Origin of the sequence: Variovorax sp. OK212 (assembly GCF_900112425.1) — a bacterium.
Classification (GTDB): domain Bacteria; phylum Pseudomonadota; class Gammaproteobacteria; order Burkholderiales; family Burkholderiaceae_C; genus Variovorax.
Map to the genome: position 1 here is coordinate 1,088,583 of NZ_FOLP01000001.1, position 20,688 is coordinate 1,109,270.

General features: G+C 68.7%; 18 protein-coding genes and 4 tRNA genes. 17 read left to right on the forward strand and 5 right to left on the reverse strand.

The window, feature by feature from the left end; all coding sequences use genetic code 11:
• Positions 1-31 precede the first annotated feature (31 nt).
• The 8 genes from BM004_RS04950 (at position 32) to BM004_RS04985 (ending at position 7,843) form a co-directional block, all read left to right on the forward strand.
• Entirely contained in the window at positions 32-1,087 is a 1,056-nt protein-coding gene (locus tag BM004_RS04950; protein WP_093124373.1) for a branched-chain amino acid ABC transporter permease, read from the forward strand.
• Positions 1,084-2,874, forward strand: coding sequence for a branched-chain amino acid ABC transporter ATP-binding protein/permease (locus BM004_RS04955; RefSeq protein ID WP_093211600.1), 1,791 nt, complete (start codon positions 1,084-1,086; stop codon positions 2,872-2,874). Before BM004_RS04950 ends, BM004_RS04955 begins: the two co-directional genes overlap by 4 nt.
• Before the next feature lie 82 nt (positions 2,875-2,956).
• Positions 2,957-3,688: an ABC transporter ATP-binding protein gene (locus BM004_RS04960; RefSeq protein ID WP_093124379.1), complete on the forward strand. Its 732-nt coding sequence runs from the start codon at positions 2,957-2,959 to the stop codon at positions 3,686-3,688.
• A complete protein-coding gene (locus BM004_RS04965) occupies positions 3,678-5,267 on the forward strand; it encodes an ATP-dependent acyl-CoA ligase (protein WP_093211602.1) in 1,590 nt (529 codons plus the stop codon). Before BM004_RS04960 ends, BM004_RS04965 begins: the two co-directional genes overlap by 11 nt.
• A 5-nt stretch (positions 5,268-5,272) precedes the next feature.
• The gene (locus tag BM004_RS04970; RefSeq protein WP_093211604.1) at positions 5,273-6,022 is read left to right on the forward strand and encodes an SDR family NAD(P)-dependent oxidoreductase; all 750 of its coding nucleotides are present in this window, start codon (positions 5,273-5,275) and stop codon (positions 6,020-6,022) included.
• Positions 6,023-6,075: 53 nt separating this feature from the next.
• Entirely contained in the window at positions 6,076-6,852 is a 777-nt protein-coding gene (locus tag BM004_RS04975) for an SDR family NAD(P)-dependent oxidoreductase (protein ID WP_093124387.1), read from the forward strand.
• Positions 6,849-7,379 (forward strand): MarR family winged helix-turn-helix transcriptional regulator, encoded by a 531-nt coding sequence (locus BM004_RS04980; protein ID WP_093124389.1) that lies wholly within the window; start codon positions 6,849-6,851, stop codon positions 7,377-7,379. The genes BM004_RS04975 and BM004_RS04980 overlap by 4 nt, the downstream gene beginning before the upstream one ends.
• Before the next feature lie 2 nt (positions 7,380-7,381).
• Entirely contained in the window at positions 7,382-7,843 is a 462-nt protein-coding gene (locus BM004_RS04985) for an acyl-CoA thioesterase (RefSeq protein WP_093124392.1), read from the forward strand.
• A gap of 30 nt (positions 7,844-7,873) precedes the next feature.
• Here BM004_RS04985 and BM004_RS04990 read toward each other — a convergent pair whose 3' ends face one another.
• Positions 7,874-8,266: a hypothetical protein gene (locus tag BM004_RS04990; protein ID WP_093211606.1), complete on the reverse strand. Its 393-nt coding sequence runs from the start codon at positions 8,264-8,266 to the stop codon at positions 7,874-7,876.
• 733 nt (positions 8,267-8,999) lie between these two features.
• Here BM004_RS04990 and BM004_RS04995 point away from each other — a divergent pair.
• The 4 genes from BM004_RS04995 (at position 9,000) to BM004_RS05010 (ending at position 10,041) form a co-directional block, all read left to right on the forward strand.
• Positions 9,000-9,076 (forward strand) — tRNA-Arg (locus BM004_RS04995).
• Between the two features lie 41 nt (positions 9,077-9,117).
• Positions 9,118-9,324: a short-chain dehydrogenase gene (locus BM004_RS05000; protein WP_093124397.1), complete on the forward strand. Its 207-nt coding sequence runs from the start codon at positions 9,118-9,120 to the stop codon at positions 9,322-9,324.
• 25 nt (positions 9,325-9,349) lie between these two features.
• A tRNA-His gene (locus tag BM004_RS05005) sits at positions 9,350-9,423 on the forward strand.
• Positions 9,424-9,477: 54 nt separating this feature from the next.
• A complete protein-coding gene (locus BM004_RS05010) occupies positions 9,478-10,041 on the forward strand; it encodes an HNH endonuclease (protein ID WP_093211608.1) in 564 nt (187 codons plus the stop codon).
• 88 nt (positions 10,042-10,129) lie between these two features.
• Here BM004_RS05010 and BM004_RS41350 read toward each other — a convergent pair whose 3' ends face one another.
• Complete coding sequence (locus BM004_RS41350; RefSeq protein ID WP_177206351.1) at positions 10,130-10,306, reverse strand: hypothetical protein; 177 nt, start codon at positions 10,304-10,306, stop codon at positions 10,130-10,132.
• Between the two features lie 274 nt (positions 10,307-10,580).
• On the opposite strand from BM004_RS41350, the gene BM004_RS05015 reads away from it, so the two are divergent.
• Positions 10,581-10,997 (forward strand): hypothetical protein, encoded by a 417-nt coding sequence (locus BM004_RS05015; RefSeq protein ID WP_093211610.1) that lies wholly within the window; start codon positions 10,581-10,583, stop codon positions 10,995-10,997.
• Between the two features lie 56 nt (positions 10,998-11,053).
• Here the strand turns inward: BM004_RS05015 and BM004_RS05020 are convergent.
• Positions 11,054-11,129: transfer RNA gene (locus tag BM004_RS05020), tRNA-Lys, on the reverse strand.
• 139 nt (positions 11,130-11,268) lie between these two features.
• On the opposite strand from BM004_RS05020, the gene BM004_RS05025 reads away from it, so the two are divergent.
• Positions 11,269-11,976 (forward strand): SDR family NAD(P)-dependent oxidoreductase, encoded by a 708-nt coding sequence (locus tag BM004_RS05025; protein WP_093211612.1) that lies wholly within the window; start codon positions 11,269-11,271, stop codon positions 11,974-11,976.
• Between the two features lie 54 nt (positions 11,977-12,030).
• Here the strand turns inward: BM004_RS05025 and BM004_RS05030 are convergent.
• A tRNA-Ala gene (locus BM004_RS05030) sits at positions 12,031-12,106 on the reverse strand.
• Between the two features lie 89 nt (positions 12,107-12,195).
• Between BM004_RS05030 and BM004_RS05035 the strand changes: the two genes are divergently transcribed.
• Positions 12,196-13,062, forward strand: coding sequence for an alpha/beta hydrolase (locus BM004_RS05035; protein WP_093212029.1), 867 nt, complete (start codon positions 12,196-12,198; stop codon positions 13,060-13,062).
• Positions 13,063-13,083: 21 nt separating this feature from the next.
• Here BM004_RS05035 and BM004_RS05040 read toward each other — a convergent pair whose 3' ends face one another.
• Positions 13,084-14,061: a GMP reductase gene (locus BM004_RS05040; RefSeq protein ID WP_093124411.1), complete on the reverse strand. Its 978-nt coding sequence runs from the start codon at positions 14,059-14,061 to the stop codon at positions 13,084-13,086.
• A gap of 206 nt (positions 14,062-14,267) precedes the next feature.
• Here BM004_RS05040 and BM004_RS05045 point away from each other — a divergent pair, with 206 nt between their 5' ends.
• On the forward strand, positions 14,268-16,706 hold the full coding sequence (locus BM004_RS05045) for a UvrD-helicase domain-containing protein (RefSeq protein ID WP_093124414.1): 2,439 nt from the start codon (positions 14,268-14,270) through the stop codon (positions 16,704-16,706).
• A gap of 106 nt (positions 16,707-16,812) precedes the next feature.
• Positions 16,813-20,682: a DUF2339 domain-containing protein gene (locus tag BM004_RS05050; RefSeq protein WP_093211614.1), complete on the forward strand. Its 3,870-nt coding sequence runs from the start codon at positions 16,813-16,815 to the stop codon at positions 20,680-20,682.
• Positions 20,683-20,688: the final 6 nt, after the last annotated feature.

A 20,688-nucleotide genomic window follows, 5' to 3' on the forward strand; every position in this document is an offset into this window, starting at 1 on the left:
ACTCGCCTTTGCCTTGCCGGAGGGCCGCGCGATGACATGGGACGTGGCACTCATTCTTCTCACCGACGGGCTGGCCAACGGCGCCGTCTACCTGCTGGCCGGGCTCGGGCTGGTGCTGATCTTTTCCGTCACGCGGGTGGTGTTCGTGCCGTTCGGCGACATCGCGGCCTTCGCGGCCCTGTCGCTCGCGGCGTTTGAAACCGGCCACGTGCCGGCCACCATCGGCATGGTGGCGGTGCTGGCCGCGCTGGCGCTGGCCACCGAGATCGGCAGCCTGCTGCGGCGCGGCGAGACCGCACGCATTCCCAAGGCCGTGCTGATGTGGGGCGTGCTGCCCGCCATTCCGTGCGTGCTGGCATGGCTTGCCGCGCGGCCCGGCGTGCCGGTGGCGGTGCACATCGCGGTGGCCGTGCTGCTGGTGGTGCCGATTGCGCCGCTGCTCGCGCGGGTGGTGTTCCAGCCGATCGCGGACGCGTCGGTGCTGGTGCTGCTGATCGTGTCGCTGGCGCTGCACTTCCTTTTGTCGGGCCTGGGCCTGCTGTTCTTCGGGCCTGAAGGCTCGCGCACCACGCCGCTGACCAGCGCCGTGTTCACGCTGGGCGACGGCTTCACCGTCAGCGGCCAGGTGGTGCTGATGGTGGGGGCGGCCATTGTGCTGAGCGGGTTGTTCTTCCTGGTGTTCGAGCGCACGGTGGCCGGCAAGGCGCTGCGCGCCACGGCCGTGAACCGGGTGGGCGCGCGGCTGGTGGGCATCCGGCCGGTGCGCACGGCGCTGCTGGCGTACGGCTGCGCCTCGCTGCTGGCGGGGCTCATCGGCGTGCTGATTGCGCCGGTGACGACCATGTACTACGACTCGGGCTTCATCATCGGCCTGAAGGCCTTCGTGGCCGCGATCATCGGCGGGCTGGTGAGCTACCCGATGACGGCCGTGGGTGCGCTCGCGGTCGGCGTGGTGGAAAGCTTCGCCTCGTTCTGGAGCGGCGCACTGAAAGACGTGATCGTCTTCAGCCTGCTGATTCCCGTGCTCATGCTGCGCTCCTTCATGGTCGCGCACGCCGAAGAGGAAGAAGACGAGGTGGACCAATGAACGCGAATCTCAAGAAGCGCGGCGCTTGGATCGCCGGCATCGTCGCCGTGCTGGCCCTGGTGCCGGTGGTGGCGGGCAGCTTCACCGTCTCGCTGCTCAACGACATCGGCATCGGCGCACTGGTGGCGCTGGGCCTGGTGATGCTCACGGGCGTGGGCGGTGCCACGTCGTTCGGGCAGGCGGCCTTCGTGGGCATCGCGGCCTACGCGACCGCATGGCTCACCACCACGCAGGGCATGTCGCCGTGGATCGGGCTGCTCTTCGCACTGCTGCTCACGGGGCTGTCGGCGCTGGCCATCGGCATGCTCACGCTGCGGCTCGGCGGGCACTTCCTGCCGCTGAGCACCATCGCGTGGGGGCTGTCGATTGCGATGCTGTTCGGCAACGTCGATGCGCTGGGCCGGCACACGGGGCTGTCGAACATTCCGGCGCTGCAGGTGGCGGGCTGGTCGCTGGCCGACCCGCGCGCGATGTACTACCTGATCTGGGTGGTGGTGGGGCTGGCCTGCCTGTTCAGCCACAACCTGCTGCAGTCGCGGCCGGGTCGCGCCATTCGCGGGCTGCGCGGCGGTGCCACGCTGCTGGCGAGCGTGGGCGCGGATGCGTACCGCGTGCGGCTGTCGCTGTTCGTCACGGCGGCGTTGTTCGCGGGGCTGGCGGGTTGGTTGTACGCGCACATGAACCGCTTCGTGAGCCCGTCGCCCTTCGACGTGCGCGCCAGCATCGAGTACCTGCTGATGGCGGTGGCCGGCGGGCTCGGGCAACTGGCGGGCGCGCTGGTGGGCGCCGCGCTGGTGCTGGTGCTGAAGAACGGCCTGCAGGACGTGCTGCCGATGCTCACGCAACGCGCCGGCCAGCTGGAGGCCGTGGCCTTCGCCGCGCTCTTCATCCTGCTGCTGCACTTCGCGCGCGGCGGCGTCATGGGCCTGCTGCGCCGCTGGACGCACCGGCGCGGCGCGCCGCAGGGGCCGTCGCGCCACGAGGCGGCGCCGGTCGAGCCGCTGGCCAACCGCACGCTGCCGGCACGCGGATCGCCGGTGCTGTCGGTCAACGGCGCGGTGAAGCGCTTCGGCGGGCTGGTGGCGGTGAACGACGTGAGCTTCGACGTGAAGGCCGGCGAGATCGTCGGGCTGATCGGGCCCAACGGCGCGGGCAAGTCGACCATGTTCAACCTGCTGACCTGCACGCTGCCCATGAGCGCGGGGCAGGTGCGCTTTCTGGAGCACGACATTGCCGGCCTGCCGCAGCGGCAGGTGGCGCGGCTGGGCCTGGCGCGCACCTTCCAGCACGTGAAGCTGAGGCCGCGCATGAGCCTGCTCGACAACGTGGCGCTGGGCGCGCACTCGCGCACGCGCTCGGGCATCCTGAAGGCGGGCCTGCGGCTCGACCGCACGGAGGAAAGCCAGATCCTGCAGGAGGCGCAGCGCCAGCTCGACCGCATCGGCCTGGGCGACCGCGCGCACGAGCTGGCGGGCAGCCTGCCGCTGGGCACGCAGCGCATCCTGGAGATTGCGCGCGCGCTGGCCGCCGACCCGGTGCTGCTGGTGCTCGACGAGCCCGCCGCCGGCCTGCGCCGCAAGGAAAAGATGGCACTCGGCGACCTGCTGCGCAAGCTGCGCGAGGAGGGCGTGACCATCCTCATCGTCGAACACGACATGGACTTCGTGATGAAACTGGTGGACCGGCTGGTGGTGATGAACTTCGGCTCCAAGCTCGTGGAGGGCGTGCCCTCGGCGGTGCGCGCCGACGAGCGTGTGCAGGCGGCTTACCTGGGGAGCGTCGTATGAGCGCCGCACGGCCGCCCGAAGGCGCGGGCCCCCTTCAGGGGGTGGGAGAAGTACACGAAGTGCCAAGCCTGGGGGTAACGAAATGACCGCGATGCTGGAGATTGGCGACCTGCATGTGTCGTACGGGCAGGTGGAGGCGGTGCGCGGTGTGTCGCTCGACCTGCAGCCGGGGCAGATCATCTCGGTGATCGGCCCGAACGGCGCGGGCAAGACCACGCTGCTGGCCGCGGCGATGGGGCTGCTGCCCTGCAAGGGCACGCTGCGCTTCGAAGGCGAAGACCTGCAGGGGCTGGACGTGGAAGCGCGCGTGGAACGCGGCCTGTGCCTGGTGCCCGAGAAGCGCGAGCTGTTCGGCGAGCTCACCGTGCTCGACAACCTGCAGCTCGGCGCCTATGCCAAGCGGCTGCGCGGCGATGCGATGAAGAAGCGGCTGCAGTCGGTGTACGACCGCTTTCCGCGGCTGGCCGAGCGGCGCTCGCAGCGCGCCGACACGCTGTCGGGCGGCGAGCGGCAGATGCTGGCGGTGGGGCGCGCGCTGATGTCGGCGCCGCGCCTGCTGATGCTGGACGAGCCCAGCCTGGGCCTGGCGCCGCTGATCGTGCGCGACATCCTGACCATCGTGCGCAAGCTGCGCGACGACGGCGTGTCGATCCTGCTGGTGGAGCAGAACGCGCGCGCCGCGCTCGAGAGCTCGGACGAGGGCTATGTGCTGGAAACCGGCGAGATTGCGTTGTCGGGCGCATCGGCCGAGCTGGCGAGCGACCCGCGCGTGCAGGCCACCTACCTTGGCGGAGGCACGCACGATGACGAGTGACGCGCGCGCCGTGCCGCCCGCGCAGCGCACGCTGCCGGCGATGTTGCAGCGGCAGGCCGGGCTGTTCGGCCCGCGCGCGCTGCTGCGGATCGCGGGGCGGGCGTGGGCGCACCGCGACGCAGCGCAGGCAGCAGCCGTTCGCGCCGGCGCGCTGGCCGCGGCCGGCGTGGTGCGCGGCGACCGCGTGGCTGTGATGTGCGGCAACCGTGTCGAGTTTCTCGAGAGCTTCCTGGGCGCGGGCTGGCTGGGTGCGGCGGTGGTGCCGGTCAACACCGCGTCGATGGGGCCGCAGGTCGAATACTTCCTCGCGAACAGCGAGGCGAAGCTGCTGGTGATCGAGGCGGGCTTTCTGTCGCGGCTTGCCACGGCGGACCTGGCGCGCACCGCGTTGCGCGAGATCTGGGTGGTGGGCGAGGCCGAGCCCGCGGACTGGCAGGCGCCCGAGGGCGTGCGCGTGACGCCTTACCCCGAAGGCGGCGAGGCGCTCGCGCCCGCGGCCGTGCAGCCCGGCGATCCGCTTGCGATCCTCTATACCTCCGGCACGACCGGGCCGGCCAAGGGCGTGATGTGCCCGCACGCGCAGTATTTCTGGTGGGGCGTGAACAGCGCGGAAGTGCTCGGCGTGGGCGCCGACGACGTGCTGTGCACCACGCTGCCGCTGTTTCACATCAATGCGCTCAACACCTTCGCGCAGGCTGCGCTGACCGGCGCCGAAGTGGTGTTCGAGTCGCGCTTCTCCGCCTCGGGCTTCTGGCCGTCGATGCGCGCGAGCGGCGCGACGGTGGTGTACCTGCTGGGCGCGATGGTGCCGATCCTGCTGGCGCAGCCCGAAGGGCCCGGCGAGCGCGATCACCGCGTGCGCATCGGCCTGGGGCCGGGCGTGCCTTCCGCGGCGGGGGCGGCGTTCAAGGCGCGCACGGGTGTGCCGCTGCTCGAGGGCTACGGCTCGACCGAGACCAATTTCGCCATCGCCACCGCGCCCGATTCGCCGCGCGGCGGCGTCATGGGTTGGCTGCGGCCGGGCTTCCAGGCGCGCGTGGCCGATGAGGACGACGGGGCCCTGCCGCCCGGCGAGGCCGGCGAGCTGCTGCTGCGCGCGGACGAGCCGCACGCCTTTGCGAGCGGCTACTTCAACATGCCCGGGAAGACGGTCGAGGCCTGGCGCAATCTCTGGTTCCACACCGGCGACCGCGTGGTGCAGGACGCCGACGGCGCGTTTCGTTTCGTCGACCGCATCAAGGACGCGATTCGCCGGCGCGGCGAGAACATCTCGTCGTTCGAGGTCGAGCAGGTGCTGCTGAGCCACGCGGGCGTGGCCTCGTGCGCGGTGTACCCGGTGCGCTCCGAACTGGCGGAAGACGAGGTGATGGCCGCGCTGGTGGCGCGCGAGGGCGTGGCCATCGACCCCGCCGAACTCGTGCGCTTCTGCGAAGGCCGCCTGCCGTACTTCGCCGTGCCGCGCTACATCGACGTGCTGGCCGACCTGCCGCGCACCGAGAACGGCAAGGTGCAGAAGTTCAAGCTGCGCGAGCGCGGCGTGGGTCCGCAGACCTGGGACGGCCGGCCCGCGAGGGCCTGAGGCGCATGACGAACGCAACGCTGCTCCCGCTTGCCGGCCGCGCGGCGTTCGTGACGGGTGCGGGGCAGGGGCTGGGCGCGGCCATTGCGCGCGGGCTGGCGCAGGCCGGGGCGCGCGTGGCGCTGGCCGATGTCGAGCCGGCGAATGCACAGGCCGTGGCGGCGCAGATCGACGGGCTTGCGCTGAGGCTCGACGTGCGCGACGAGGCGGCGTTTCGCGATGCCTTCGACAGGGCGGTCGCGCATTTCGGTGCCGTCGACATCATGGTCAACAACGCGGCACGCACGCCGACCACCTCGCTGTGGGACATCACGCCCGAGGAATGGGACGACGTGTTGGCCGTGAACCTGCGCGGCAGCTTCTTCGGCTGCCGCATCGCCGGGCGGCACATGCGCGAGCGCGGTTCGGGGCGCATCGTCAACCTGGGCTCGCTGGCCGGGCAGCAGGCCAGTGCCGCGACCGGTGTGCACTATGGCGCGAGCAAGGCCGGGCTGCTGGCGCTCACGCGGTCGTTCGCGCAGGAACTGGCGCCGCACGGCGTGACGGTGAACGCGCTGGCGCCCGCCGCGATCCAGAGCCCGCCGCTGGAGGCCATGGAGCCCGCGCGGCAGCAGGCGCTGAAGGCCGCCATTCCGGTCGGACGCTTCGGCCTGCCCGAGGAAGTGGCCGCGGCGGTCGTCTACCTGGCCTCGCCGGCCGCCGCTTTCATGACCGGCGCGACGCTGGACCTCAACGGCGGCCGTTTCATGCGCTGACAACCCGGGCACGGACCGCGCGTTAAAATGGTTCAGAACTAAAACATTCAGGTATGCAAACAAATTCACTCACTGGCCGGCACGCACTCGTCACGGGCGCGGCACGCGGCATTGGCGCCGAGATCGCCCGCACCCTGGCTGCCGAAGGCGCCGTGCTGACGCTGCTGGGCCGCGACCGCGAGGCGCTGCAGCGCGTGGCCGATTCGCTCGCCGGAAGCGGGCACGGCGTGGTGGCCGCCGACGTGGCGAACCCCGAGGCGGTGCAGGCGGCCTTTGCCGAGGCCCGCGCCGCGCGCGGGCCGGTCGCGGTGCTCGTCAACAACGCGGGCGCGGCCGAGAGCGCGCCCTTCCTCAAGACCTCGTTCGAGCTCTGGCAGCGCATGCTGTCGGTCAACCTCACGGGCAGCTTCCTGTGCGCGCAGGCCGCGTTGCCCGACATGCTCGACGCGGGCTGGGGCCGCATCGTCAACATCGCCAGCACGGCGGGGCAGAAGGGCTACGCCTACGTGGCGGCCTACACCGCGGCCAAGCACGGCGTGGTCGGGCTCACGCGCTCGCTGGCACTGGAGGTGGCGCGCAAGGGCATCACGGTGAATGCCGTGTGCCCGGGCTACACCGACACCGACATCCTGCGCAACAGCGTCGCCAACGTGGTCGGCAAGACCGGGCGCAGCGAGGCCGATGCGCTGGCGGAGTTCTCGAGCGTGAACCCGCAGCGCCGCATCGTGCAGCCGGCCGAGGTGGCCGATGCCGTGCGTTGGCTCTGCGGTGCGGGCGCCGCGTCGGTCACCGGGCAGTCGATCTCGGTTTCAGGGGGAGAAGTGACATGACACGCAACGATGCCTCGCACGCCGTGCTGAGCGACGCGGAAGAACTCGGCCACGAGGCCCGCGCGGGCCACGAGGACCACGCGATGCTCAAGCTCTGGTTGCGCATGCTGGCCAGCACCACGCAGATCGAGGCCGAGATCCGGCGGCGGCTGCGCGAGCGCTTCGGCATCTCGCTGGCGCGCTTCGACTACATGGCGCAGCTCTACCGCTACAAGGACGGCCTGAAGATGCGCGTGCTGTCGCGCTACCTGATGGTGACCGGCGGCAACGTGACGGGCCTGACGGACGAGCTCGAGCGCGAAGGCATGGTGGCGCGCGCGCCCAGCCCCGACGACCGCCGCGCCTGGATCGTGAGCCTCACGCCCGCGGGCCGCCGCACCTTCGAGACCATGGCGAGCGAGCACGAGCAGTGGATCCTCGAGATGTTCTCGGGGCTGGACATGAAGACGGTCAAGCAGATGCACACGCAACTGGGCCTGCTGCGCGTGCACGTGATGCGCGGCGAGCCGGCGGGCGAGGAGGGCTGAGCATGAGCGAGGGCACCCACGTCGATCTTTCGGCTGCGAGCACGGAGTTCCGCCGGCCACGGCTGATCCGCTTTTCCGACTGCGATCCGGCGGGCATCGTCTTCTATCCGCAGTACTTCGTGATGCTCAACGGGCTGATCGAGGACTGGGTCAACGAAGGCCTGGGGCTCAGCTACCACGGGCTGGTGGCGCAACGCCGCATCGGCCTGCCAACCGTGAAGCTCGACGTCGACTTCCGCGCCGTGAGCCGCATGGGCGACCCGGTGATGCTCGGCCTGTCCGTGCAGCGGCTGGGCTCGCGCTCGATGACGCTGGCGGTGCGCTGCTTCAGCGCCGAAGGCGGCGAAGTGCGCATGCAGATGACGCAGGTGATCGTGACGACGTCGCTGGAGACCCATCGCGCCGTCGCCATTCCCGAGGACATGCGCGCGGCCATCTTGCGCAGCGCGCCCGAGCTGGGCTGACGGCCTTCAGCTTGTCAGCGGGCTGGGAAGCTAGGGGGCAGGCTCGTTGCCAGCGGCGGCCTGCGCGCGCTTCTTGAGCCAGCTGGCGAGCTCTTTCTTGCCCTTGGCATTGGCTGTGCGCCATGCCTCGCGCGCAGCGGCGATGAAGCGATCTTCCGCCGCGTCGGGCACTTCGGAGGGGCGGTCTTCCTTGTCGAGCCAGTGGGGCTCGACGTCGCAGTGCCGCTCGATCTGCCGCGCCAGGTTGTCGCCGATGGGCCGGGCGCTCTTGATCTGGCTCCACATGCTCGGCGAGATTTCGATCTTCTTCGCAAACGCCTGGTCCAGCCCCTTGGCCGGCAGGCCGGCGGCCACGGCCTCTTCGAGAAAACGACGGTGCAGCGCGAGGGCATTGCGGCGACGCGCGACGGTGATATTGGGCACTGTTCAAAAACAACAACAAGACAAGAAAAGATTGTCCCGGTTGTTGACGCCGTCGTAAACACTATTTACAGTTGCCTTCATTCGCGGCCCCAAGCCGTCCCTTTTTTCCAACCCCTTACAGCCGACAGCGGCAATTTTTGACTCAGGAACCATCGTGAACACCGCATTGCACCTCACCAGCATTCGACCCGCCTCGGGCCGATCGCTCGTGCGCGTCTGGGCGTGTGGTGGTTTCGGCAGCATGCCGTCGGTCCGACTGAATCAGCACCAGAGCCACGCGTATTCGACACAAGCCGCAGCCAGCCTGCGCGTTGGAAAAGCAGAGGATCAGGTGCTACCGGGTGGAGGTTGCGCATAGGCGCATACCTTCCAAGCTCTCTCATGCAGAGGCCCGGACACCGCAAGGTTCCGGGCCTTTTTGTTTTTGGCTTTTGTTTTTGTCGTGCTTGTTTGCCATTTCGGGTGTGCCTTCACCACACCGCCAGTGTCCACCGCGTAGACGGTCTGGCGGGATGTGCAGGAACTGATCACTCCTGTGCAGCGACGTCGTACGGGGCAGCGCCCAGCGCGCTGCCCGTCGCGTGAGGACACAACCGAAATGGAAAGGCGGGCCACCGTTTTTTTCATCACCGAACCCGAGCGGGACCGGGCCATGCAGATGGTTCTCCCGCGGAAACCGGCCGCAACGATTGGGCGGCGCCGGAACCCGTAACCGGACACTTTTTGTTTTCGACCCGCGTTAGCTCAATGGATGAGAGCACTTGCCTACGAAGCAAGGGGTTGCACGTTCGAGTCGTGCACGTGGGGCCATTTTTTATTTGTCAGCTGTCACACAACCAAGGAGTCACATCATGCGCAAGCGCAACACCCCGATCCGGATGATCACCGTGCGCCCGGCACAGCCGCGCAGCCGCATGGTGCTGGCCCTGGCCCGCCGCTTCGGCATTGCCGTCGACGCGCGCCGGGCAGGCGAATGCGCGGCGGCCTCGCCGGGATGCGATCCGCTGCCGGAAGGACTCGATCTCGACCAGCGCGTTCGCGCGGTCGGCGAATGGTAAGCCGGCCGGCCTTCAGTTTTTCATGGTGCGCGTAGCTCAATGGCAGAGCCGCGGGTTGTGGTCCCGCTGACGACGGTTCGATTCCGTTCGTGCACCCCATGGTTTCGTTTCGTTCAACTTCATCCCAACCATCGCCGCGAAAGGAGGCGAGACATGCATCCTCACGTCCTGCAACTCGATATTCAGGGCACGCCGCAGGCCTGGATCTCGCTGGAGCAGGCGGTGTTGCACTACGCGACCGGCTCGGTCGCCTGGGAAGACGGCGACCTGCCGCTGGCCACGCTGCGTGGCGGCTTCAACGTGGCGCGCGGTGTGCAGTCGCGCGTCGAGGTGGCGCCGATCATCGCGCTGCGCGGCGCGTCGAAGATCAACCTGTTCGACGTGATTCCGAGCGTCACCAAGAGCAAGCTGCTGCGCCGCGACCGCCACACCTGCGCCTACTGCGCGAACGTGTTCCACGAACGCGACCTGCAGTGCGAGCACGTGATGCCCGAGTCGCGCGGCGGCCCGTGGACCTGGACCAACCTCGTGAGCGCATGCGCGGTCTGCAACAACCGCAAGGCCGCGCGCACGCCGGAGGAAGCGGGCATGCGGCTGGTCTACCTGCCGTACGTGCCGAGCCGCTACGAGAACTTTCTGCTCGAAGGCCGCAACATCCGTGCGGACGTGCACGAGTGGCTCGCGAAGCGCCTGCCCAAGGGCTCGCGGCTTCAATGAGGGCGGGATCGCGATGAGGTCCGCGCCAATGAACGAAGCCCGCTGTCTTTCGGACGGCGGGCTTTTTCGTTTGAGGGAGAGCGAGGCGTCAGCGTCCGACGCCGAAGAGGTTGTAGGCGATCAGTCCGGCGGCGGCCAGTCCGCCGACGACGGCGAGGATCACTTTGGTTGTGCGCCCGCCGCCGCGCCTGGAGCGCGGCCAATGGTCCGGCCCGATCAGGTCGATGGGGACGGTGGGTTTGCCTATGTCGGACGCCTTTTCCATGGGAGGAAATATAGCTCACGCTTGAATGCATACGCCGCGACCGTGTCAATGCGTTGTCCGCGGACGTCGTTGCCGGCGCTGATTTCGGCCAGGCAAAAAAATACCCGCCTGTGCGGGTTGAACGAGCCTTTGGCTTCGAAGTTGCAGTCCCTGTGGTGTTCTTCTTCTTCTGTGCGTGACAGCATGTGCAAGATGCCACGGCGCATAGGGTCCTTTTGTAGGTTGCATCCGGGGCAAGAGGTAAGTGCTCCGCAAAACTGTGAAAAATTCCCGTATGAACAAACTGATCATTCTTGAGAGTCTGGCGCGAGCCCTCGAGAGCTGGGTTCGGAATGCCTCCGCTGCGCAGCTTTGGCAGGTGCATCGATCGGGCGGTCTCGGTGCGTCTATCGAGGCGGACGACGAGGTCGTGAAGGTGCGCATCGATCTTGGCGGCCCGCGCGATGCGTTGTGCGAACTCGGCAAGACCGATGGGCGGCTGCCGGTCACGGAAGCGTTCCTCGGCAACCGAGATGCGACGTGGGACGCGCCGCCTGCGCAAGGGACCGACGCGCGAGCGCAGTGGTTCCTGTCGAACGAACTGGCGCAGGAACACGCACGGCAGTATCTGATGGCGGAAGTGGGAGAGCGTCGCGACCTGCTGGCGCGCTGTGTCGACGAATGGACTGCGCGGCAGGGCGCAGCACAATGAAAAACGCCCGCTACCTTGTGGGTAGCGGGCGGGTTCAGCATTACTGCGCTTGTTGGTGGTGGGCCCTGAGTGACTCGAACACTCGACCTACGGATTAAGAGTCCGCTGCTCTACCAACTGAGCTAAGAGCCCTTGCTTAGACAGCGTTTGCTGCTATCTGGCAAGACCACGAGTATATACCAGTTCTGAAGCTTTTCCAAAAAATTTGCAGACGCAACGTTAGGATGCGTCATCACCGACAGGGCAGGGCCCTTCAACCAGGAGAATTTCGATGAGCGACGCAAGCACCACGCCCCATGTCTTGATCACCGGCGCCGCAGGCGCATTGGGTCGGGCCGTGGCACAGCACTTTCTCGATCAGGGCGCGCGCCTTGCGCTGGTCGATCACCACGCGGGCCGACTCGCCGAAGTCTTCCCCGGTCTCGACAACTCGCAGCACCTGCTGCTCTCGGGCGACGTGACTTCCGCTTCCGAGATGAAGAGCCTCGCGCAGCAAGCGCTCAAGTCCTTCGGCCGCATCGACACGCTGGTCCACATCGCCGGCGGCTTCGAGATGGGCGAGGCCACGCATGCGCTCACGCGCGAGAGCTGGGACCGGATGATGAATCTCAACGCCTGGTCGTTCGTCGCCGTCACGCAGGCGGTGCTGCCGTCGATGACCGAACGCCGCGCCGGCAGCATCATTGCCGTGACGGCGAAGGTGGCCGCGCGCGGCCTGCCGGCCATGGCCGCGTACATCGCATCGAAGAGCGCGCTGCAGCGCCTGGTCGAAGCCATGGCGGCCGAGGCGGCGCCGCACGGCGTCAGCGTGAACAGCGTCGCCCCCAGCGTGCTGGACACGCCGGCCAATCGCCAGGCGATGCCCGATGCGAACCCGGCCGACTGGGTGTCGACCTCGGTCGCCGCGCAGACCATCGCCTTCCTTGCATCGCCAGCGGCGTCCGCGCTGCACGGCCAGCACCTGACGCTCGATACCTGAGCCCTGAAAAAGAAAAAGGCCCTGGCAGATGCCAAGGCCTTTTTTGTGTCGGTCTGGTGGAGAGGATGAGGATCGAACTCACGACCTCCGCATTGCGAACGCGGCGCTCTCCCAGCTGAGCTACCCCCCCGACGCACAGCGAATTTTAGCCAGAACTCCCGTTTTCGCACACCCCGGCGTGCCAAGATGCGCGCCTCGCGAAACACGGAGAAAAATCGCATGGCTTCGTTCGAACCCGCCTGGCTGGAAGGCATGTACAACAACCTCGCGCGGGTGAAAGACCACCCCGCGTACTTCCAGCGCTGGGCCCGCGATTCCGCCGCCGCACGCGATGCCTTGCCTGCGCGGATCGACATTCCCTACGGCAGCGGCACGAACGAAACGCTCGACGTCTTCCCCGCACCCGTGCCCGACGCGCCGGTGCTGGTCTTCATCCACGGCGGCTACTGGCGCGCGATGGACAAGAAAGACCACTCCTTCATTTCACCCGCGTTCAACGACCGCGGCATCTGCGTGGTGCAACCCAACTACGCGCTGTGCCCCGGCACGGCGGAGCAGCCGGTCACGGTGCCCGGCATCGTGATGCAGATGGTGCGCGCGCTCGAGTGGACCTGGCGCTACGTCGCGGCCTACGGCGGCGACCCCTCGCGCATCACCGTCGCGGGCCACTCGGCCGGCGGGCACATGGCCGCTGCGCTGCTGTCCTGCGACTGGAAAGCGGTCGCTCCCGACCTGCCCGTGCAACTGGTGCGCAACGCGCTGTCGATCTCCGGGCTCTACGACCTGCGCCCGCTGCAGCACACGCCGTTCCTGGTGAACACGCTGAAGCTGACCGATGCCGACGTGCTGCGCGCCAGCCCGGCGCTGTGGCCCGCGCCGAAGCGCGGCCAGCTCTACGCCGTCGCGGGCGGCAGCGAGAGCGAAGAATTCATCCGCCACAACGCGATGATCCGCGAGTCGTGGGGCCGCAACACCGTGCCGGTGTGCGAGGTGCTGCCGGGGCTCAACCACTTCGACGTGGTCGATGCGCTGGCCGATCCGGCCCATGCATTGCACCGCCATGCGGTGCAGCTGCTCGAGGCCTGATCGGCGGCCAGGGCAGGGGGCTTACATCAGCAGGTGTTCGCCCGCGTTGTCGCCGCCCAGCGTGACGTAGTTGACCTTGCGGATGTCCATCAGGGCGCGGCCGCCCGCGTAGCTGATCGAGCTCTGCACGTCCTGTTCCATCTCGACCAGCGTGTCGGCCAGCTTGCCCTTCACGGGCTCGAGGATGCGCTTGCCCTCGACGTGCTTGTATTCGCCCTTGTTGAAGTCGCTGGCCGAGCCGTAGTACTCCTTGAAGAGCGCGCCGTCGACCTCGACGGTCTTGCCCGGCGACTCCTCGTGGCCCGCGAACAGCGAGCCGATCATCACCATCGACGCGCCAAAGCGCACGCTCTTGGCGATGTCTCCATGGTCGCGAATGCCGCCGTCCGCAATGATCGGCTTGGTCGCCACGCGCGCGCACCACTTGAGCGCCGACAGCTGCCAGCCGCCCGTGCCGAAGCCGGTCTTGAGCTTGGTGATGCAGACCTTGCCCGGGCCGATGCCGACCTTGGTCGCGTCGGCGCCCCAGTTCTCCAGGTCGATCACCGCTTCGGGCGTGCCGACGTTGCCGGCAATCACGAAGGTCTTCGGCAGCTTCTGCTTGAGGTAGCCGATCATGTTCTTCACGCTGTCGGCGTGGCCGTGCGCGATGTCGATGGTCACGTACTCGGGCACCAGGCCCTGCGCCACCAGCTGGTCGACGGTGTCGTAGTCGGGCTTCTTCACGCCGAGCGAGATCGAGGCGAACACGCCCTTGCCCTGCATGTCCTTCACGAACTGGACGTTGTCCAGGTCGAAGCGGTGCATCACGTAGAAGTAGCCGTTCTGCGCGAGCCACAGGCAGATCGACTCGTCGACCACCGTCTTCATGTTGGCGGGCACCACCGGCAGGCGGAAGCTGCGTTCGCCCAGCGTGACGCTGGTGTCGCACTCGGAGCGGCTCTCCACGCGACACTTGCGCGGGAGCAAAAGGATGTTGTCGTAATCGAAAATCTGCATGACCAGGCTCCTGAAAGGAATCGTTGAATGGAACGAATGAGCGCTTGGTCCGGCCGGCTTTCGCGGTGCGTTCTTGCAAGAAGACGCCCACAAAAAACCGGGCGCAAGAAACTTGGGCCCGGTGATTGAGTCTACGCGGTCTCGCGAAGCCGGGTCTTCCGAATCTTCATATAACCCGCATACGCCGTGGTTTCTACAATCGAAGGATGTTGTTTAACGATCCTGCGGCTGACGCCCCCCTCCCGAATCCTTCGGACATGCCGCTGCTCCATAACCTGAACGCGGAGCAGCTCGCCGCGGTCACGTTGCCCGAAGGCAACGCGCTCATCCTCGCGGGCGCGGGCTCGGGCAAGACGCGCGTGCTCACCACCCGCATCGCGTGGCTGCTGCAAACGGGCCAGGTCTCCGCCGGCGGCATCCTGGCCGTGACCTTCACCAACAAGGCCGCCAAGGAAATGATGACGCGGCTGACGGCCATCCTGCCCGTCAACGTGCGCGGCATGTGGATCGGGACCTTCCACGGCCTGTGCAACCGCCTGCTGCGCGCGCACTGGAAGCTGGCCAACCTGCCCTCGACCTTCCAGATCCTCGACACGCAGGACCAGCTCTCGGCCATCAAGCGCCTGATGAAGCAGTTCAACGTCGATGACGAGCGCTTTCCCGCCAAGCAGACCCAGTGGTTCATCGCCGGCGCCAAGGAAGACGGCCTGCGCCCCGACGGCGTGGAAGTGCGCAACGAGGACGACCGCAAGAAGGTCGAGATCTACCGCCTGTACGAAGAGCAATGCCAGCGCGAAGGCGTGGTCGATTTCGGCGAGCTCATGCTGCGCAGCTACGAATTGCTGCGCGACAACGACCCGGTGCGCGAGCACTACCAGCGGCGCTTTCGCCACATCCTGATCGACGAGTTCCAGGACACCAACCGCCTGCAGTACGCGTGGATCAAGATGCTGGCGGGCAACACCGTCGGAGGCCAGTTCGAGCCCGGGCGCAACAGCGTGATCGCGGTGGGCGACGATGACCAGAGCATCTATGCCTTCCGCGGCGCGCGCGTGGGCAACATGACCGACTTCGTGCGCGAGTTCGACGTGCGCCACCAGATCAAGCTGGAGCAGAACTACCGCAGCTACAGCAACATCCTCGACTCCGCCAACGAGCTCATCAGCCACAACAAGAAACGCCTCGGCAAGAACCTGCGCACGACGCAGGGCCCCGGCGAGCCCGTGCGCGTGTACGAGTCGCCCACCGACCTGGCCGAGGCGCAGTGGATGGTCGAGGAAATGCGCCAGCTCGTGCGCGACGGCTTCGAGCGCAAGGAAATGGCCGTGCTCTACCGCAGCAATGCGCAGAGCCGGGTGATCGAAACGGCGCTGTTCAACGCGTCGGTGCCGTACCGCGTGTACGGCGGCCTGCGCTTCTTCGAGCGCGCCGAAATCAAGCACGCGCTGGCCTACCTGCGCCTGCTGGAGAACAAGGACGACGACACCAGCTTCCTGCGGGTGGTCAATTTCCCGCCGCGCGGCATCGGCGCGCGCACGCTCGAAACCCTGCAGGACGCGTCCCGCGCGGCCGGGCGTTCGCTGCACGACGCGGTGAGCGTGGTCGGCGGCAAGGCGGGCGCCAACCTCACGGGCTTCGTCGCCAAGATCGACGTGCTGCGCGAGCAGACCCAGGGCGTGAGCCTGCGCGAGATCATCGAGCTGGTGCTCGACCACAGCGGCCTCGTGGAGCACTACAAGGCCGACCGCGAAGGCGCCGACCGCATCGAGAATCTGGAAGAACTGGTGAACGCGGCCGAGAGCTTCGTCACGCAGGAAGGCTTCGGCCGCGACGCCGTGGCGCTGCCGGTCGACGAGCTGCGCCAGTCGCCCGCGAGCCAGGGCATCGACCTGACCCGCCCGGTGATCGACGAGCCGCTCGCGCCCGACGCCGAGACCGGCGAAACGCTGAGCCCGCTGGCCGCGTTCCTCACGCACGCCGCGCTCGAATCGGGCGACAACCAGGCGCAGGCCGGGCAGGACGCGGTGCAGCTCATGACGGTGCACGCCGCCAAGGGCCTGGAGTTCGACTGCGTGTTCATCACCGGCATGGAAGAGGGCCTGTTCCCGCACGAGAACTCGATGAGCGACTTCGAGAGCCTCGAGGAAGAACGCCGCCTGATGTACGTGGCCATCACGCGCGCCCGCAAGCGCCTGTACCTGAGCCATTCGCAGACGCGCATGCTGCACGGCCAGACCCGCTACAACGTCAAGAGCCGCTTCTTCGAAGAGCTGCCCGAAGGCGCGCTGAAGTGGCTCACCCCGAAGAACCAGGGCTTCACGCCCTCGGCCTTCGGCTACGGCGGCGGCTACGGCAGCACGCGCGGCGGGTCAGGAGGCTACGGCGGCGGTTATGGCGGCGGCCAGGGCACCGGCTACGGCAGCAACCGCGACAAGGACACCTTCGCCAGCCCGCCCGTGCCGCCGCAGAAGAGCGCGCCCGCGCACGGCCTGCGCTCGGGCATGCAGGTGTTCCACAACAAGTTCGGCGAAGGCACGGTCACCGCGCTGGAAGGCTCGGGCGACGATGCGCGCGCGCAGGTCAAGTTCGCGCGCCACGGCGTGAAGTGGCTGGCGCTGTCGGTGGCCAAGCTCACGCCCATCTGAGTTGCTACTAAAGCTATAGCGCACAACGTAGGCGGGACGCGCGCAACGGGCGCTTTTGTGTTGAACGGTCGTACACTCCGCACTCGCCAAACAAGGGGAGTCAGGGATGTGGTTCTTGGGCATCATTGCCGGCCTGTTCATTGGAGCGCTGTTCGAATCGGTGCCCGTGGCGCTGGTGCTTGCGGTGGTCGGTGCGTTCGCGCTGCCGCAGCTGGTCGGCAGGAAGAAGAAAGACAAGGCCGAGCCGTACCGCACCGAGGCTGAGCGCACGCCGGCGGTCAATGCGGGCGCCAACGCCGCAAATGCGGCTGCAACCGCGCCCGGCGGCGGCGTGCTGAAGCTGCAGCAACGCGTGTCGGAGCTCGAGCAGCGTGTCGCCGCGCTCGAAAGCCGGCTGGCGCAGGGCGCGACGGCCGCCGAAGTGCCTGAAGTGTCCGAAGCCTCGGTCATCCCCGAACTGTCTTCCGGCGAACTTGCCACCTCGATGGCCACCTCGATGGGCGCCACGCCGCTGCCGGAAGCGCCGCCGCTTCCCGTGGCCACGCTGGCGTCGCGGGCCGCCGAGATCGAGCAGGCCCGCCTGTCGCGGATGCTGGCCGAGGCGAGCCTGCCCAAGGCGCCCGTGGCCCAGGAGCCCGTCGCGCCCCTGGTGCCGGCCCCGGTGCAGGCCGCGGCGCCCGCACCGGTCCCCACCCCGGCCCCGGCCCAGGTTCGCCGCGCACCGCCGCCGCCCCCACCACCGGCGCTTGCGCTGCGCGACCGCCTGCCCGCACCCATCGCCAACCTGATCTTCGGCGGCAACATGCTCGTCAAGCTCGGCGTGCTGATCCTGTTCCTCGGGCTGGCCTTCCTGCTGCGCTACACGGCCGAACGCGTCACCGTGCCGATCGAGCTGCGCTACGCGGCCGTCGCGCTGGTCGGCGCGGGCCTGCTGGTGCTGGGCTGGCTGCTGCGCCACAAGCGCGCGGGCTATGCGCTGATCCTGCAGGGCGCGGGCATCGGCGTGTTCTACCTGACGACGCTCGCGGCCATGAAGCTCAGCGGGCTGCTGCCGGCCAGCGTCGGCTTCGCCTTCCTGTTCGGCGTGGCCGTGCTCAGCGCCGCGCTGGCCGTGCTGCAGAACGCGCCGCTGCTGGCCATCGTGGCCGCGCTCGAAGGCTTCGCGGCGCCGGTGCTGGCGTCCACCGGCTCGAACCAGCCGGTGGGCCTGTTCACCTACCTGCTGGTGCTCGACGTGGGCATCGTGCTGATCGCCTGGTTCAAGGCCTGGCGCGTGCTCAACCTGATCGGCTTCGTCGGCACCTTCACGCTGGCGGCCGGCTGGGCGCACAAGTACTACACCGACGACCAGTTCGCCACCATCGAGCCCTTCCTGGTGGTGTTCTTCCTGCTGTTCACCGCCATCGGCCTGCTGTTCGCGCGCCGCACGCTGTTCGACGCACCGGTGCAGCCCGCGCAGCCGCTGGCCACGCGCGCGCTCGATACGCTGCGCCGCGCGGGCCGCGTCGACAGCTCGCTGGTGTTCGGCACGCCGATGGTCGCCTTCGGCATGCAGGTGCTGCTGATGCGGCCCTGGGAATACGGCGCCGCCTTCTCGGCGCTGGCGCTCTCGGCCTTCTACCTGCTGCTGGGCCGGCTGGTGTTCGCCACGCAGCCCAAGGGGCTGGCGCTGCTGGCGGAGGCCTACGCCATCGTGGGCGTGATCTTCGGCACGCTGGCCATTCCGCTCGGCCTCGAGGGGCAGTGGACCGGCGCGGCATGGGCGGTCGAGGCGGCCGGCATGTACTGGCTGGGCGCGCGGCAGGGGCGCGGCTATGCGCGCGCCTTCTCCTTCGTGGTGTTCGCCGGCGCGGTGCTCAAGCTGCTCGAGGCCACGCGGCTCGACGCGGCACCGGGGCATCCGCTGCTCGACGGCTCGGTGATCGGCCCGGTGCTGGTCGCGGTGAGCGCCTTCGCGATGTGGGCGATCCACCGGCGCGCCAGGCTGGACGCGGGCAACAGCGTCGAGGCGCTGGCCGGCACCGCCTTGCCGTGGCTCGGCATGGCCGCGCTCACGCTGCTGCTGTGGCAGTGGTTCACGCCGCCGTGGGCCGCGGCGGCCACGGCCGTGCTGGCTTCGGTGACTTTCGCGGTGGCGATCCGGCTGGCCTTGCTGCCGCTGAGCTACGTGAGCTTCGGCATGCAGGCGCTGGCGGTGGCGGGCTTCATCGCCACGCTGCACCGCACCGGCGAGGTGGTCGACGCGAAGGTGCTGCAGAGCGGCTGGGAGGGCGCCGCCGCGGCATGCCTGATCGCGCTCAGCGTGCTCGGCAGCGCGGCATGGTCGATGCTGCAGGCGCACCGCGCGGCGCTCGCGCGCGGCGTGCAGCCCGAGTGGTCGGCCGGCAACGTCATCGGCGTGATTGCCGGCGTGAGCCTGCTGCACCTGGCGATGCTGTTCCAGCTGAATCTGGCGCAGGTGGCGCTGCTGTGGCCGCTGACGGCCACGGTGGTGCTGTGGGTGGCGCTGCGCATGGCGCACTTCCCGCTCGCGGCGCTTGCGGGCGTGCTGCAGGTCATTGCCGCCGTCGCGTTCGGCGTCAGCGTGGCCGATGTGGCCAACGTGGCCGTGGCGGACGTCGCCGGTGCGGTGCGCCCGGCGTTTGCCCACCTCGGTTTCTGGACCCCGGTGGTGCTGGGCCTGACCGCCTTGCTCGCGGGCGACTGGCTGCGCGACGAGGCGCGTCCGCGCCTGAGCGAGCCGGTCGGCACGGCGCGCAAGCGCTGGACCAATGCCTGGTGCGCCATTGCGGCGGTGCTGTGGGCGCCGGTGGTCTGGGGCCTGGGCTGGTGGCTGTTCGGCGCGCTCGACGAAAGCGTTCGCGTGCTCAACCGCCACGGCCTCGCGAGCCACATTCCCGCCGGCACGATGGCCGTGGTGCTCGTCACCTCGGTGCTGGCCGCCATCGTGGCGTACCGCCGCGACTGGTCGCAGCTCGGCAAGGCGACGCTGGCCACGCTGCCGGCCTTCGGCCTGATCGCCGCCTACGGCATCGCGGGCGGGCCGACGCTGTTCTATGTGCCGTCGAGCGCGCTCGGCTGGATCGCATGGCCGCTGGCGCTGGTATGGCACCTGCGCCTGCTGCGCGCGCAGAAGCGCTGGGCCGACGCCCCGGCGCTCGCGCCGTTCCACGTCGCCGGCTTCTGGCTCTTCCTGCTGCTGGCCGCGCGCGAATGCCAGTGGCAGCTGGGCCGTGTCGGCGCCGAATGGTCGAGCTGGCAATTGCTGGGCTGGGCCATCGTGCCCGCGCTGGTGCTGTGGGCGCTGCGCTCGCGCGCGCTGCTGCCGCGCTGGCCGCTCACCGAATTCCGCAGCGCCTACCTCGAGTTCGCCGCCACGCCGGTGGCGGTGTACCTGCTGGCGTGGGCGTGGGTGACCAATGCGGTCAGCCCGGGCGATGCGTCGCCGCTGCCTTACGTGCCGCTGCTCAACCCGCTCGAACTCGCGCAATGGCTGGTGCTGTTCGCGCTGGTGCTCTGGTGGCGCGTCTTGCCGCAAGGCTCGTTCGCGCGCGTCCAGCCGATGGCCGCGAAGGGCGCGGCCGGCTTCACGGGCCTGGCGTTGCTCACGGGCATGGTGCTGCGCACCTGCCACCACTACGCGGGTGTCGAGTGGCGCTTCGACGCGCTGTACGCCTCTTGGCTCACGCAGGCGGCGCTGTCCATCACCTGGGCCATCTGCGGCGTCGTCGCCATGGTGCTCGGCCATTCGCGCCGCGTGCGCACGCTGTGGGTGGCGGGCGCGGCGCTGCTGGGCGTGGTGGTGCTCAAGCTGTTCTTCGTCGAACTGGCAGACCGCGGCGGGCTGTTCCGCATCGTGTCGTTCATCGCGGTCGGCGCCTTGCTGCTGCTGGTGGGCTACTTCGCGCCGGTGCCGCCGAAGAAGGAAGAACCGGTGCCGCAGCCGGCGCCTGAAGAAGAAGGCGGTGCCGCATGAGCGCGC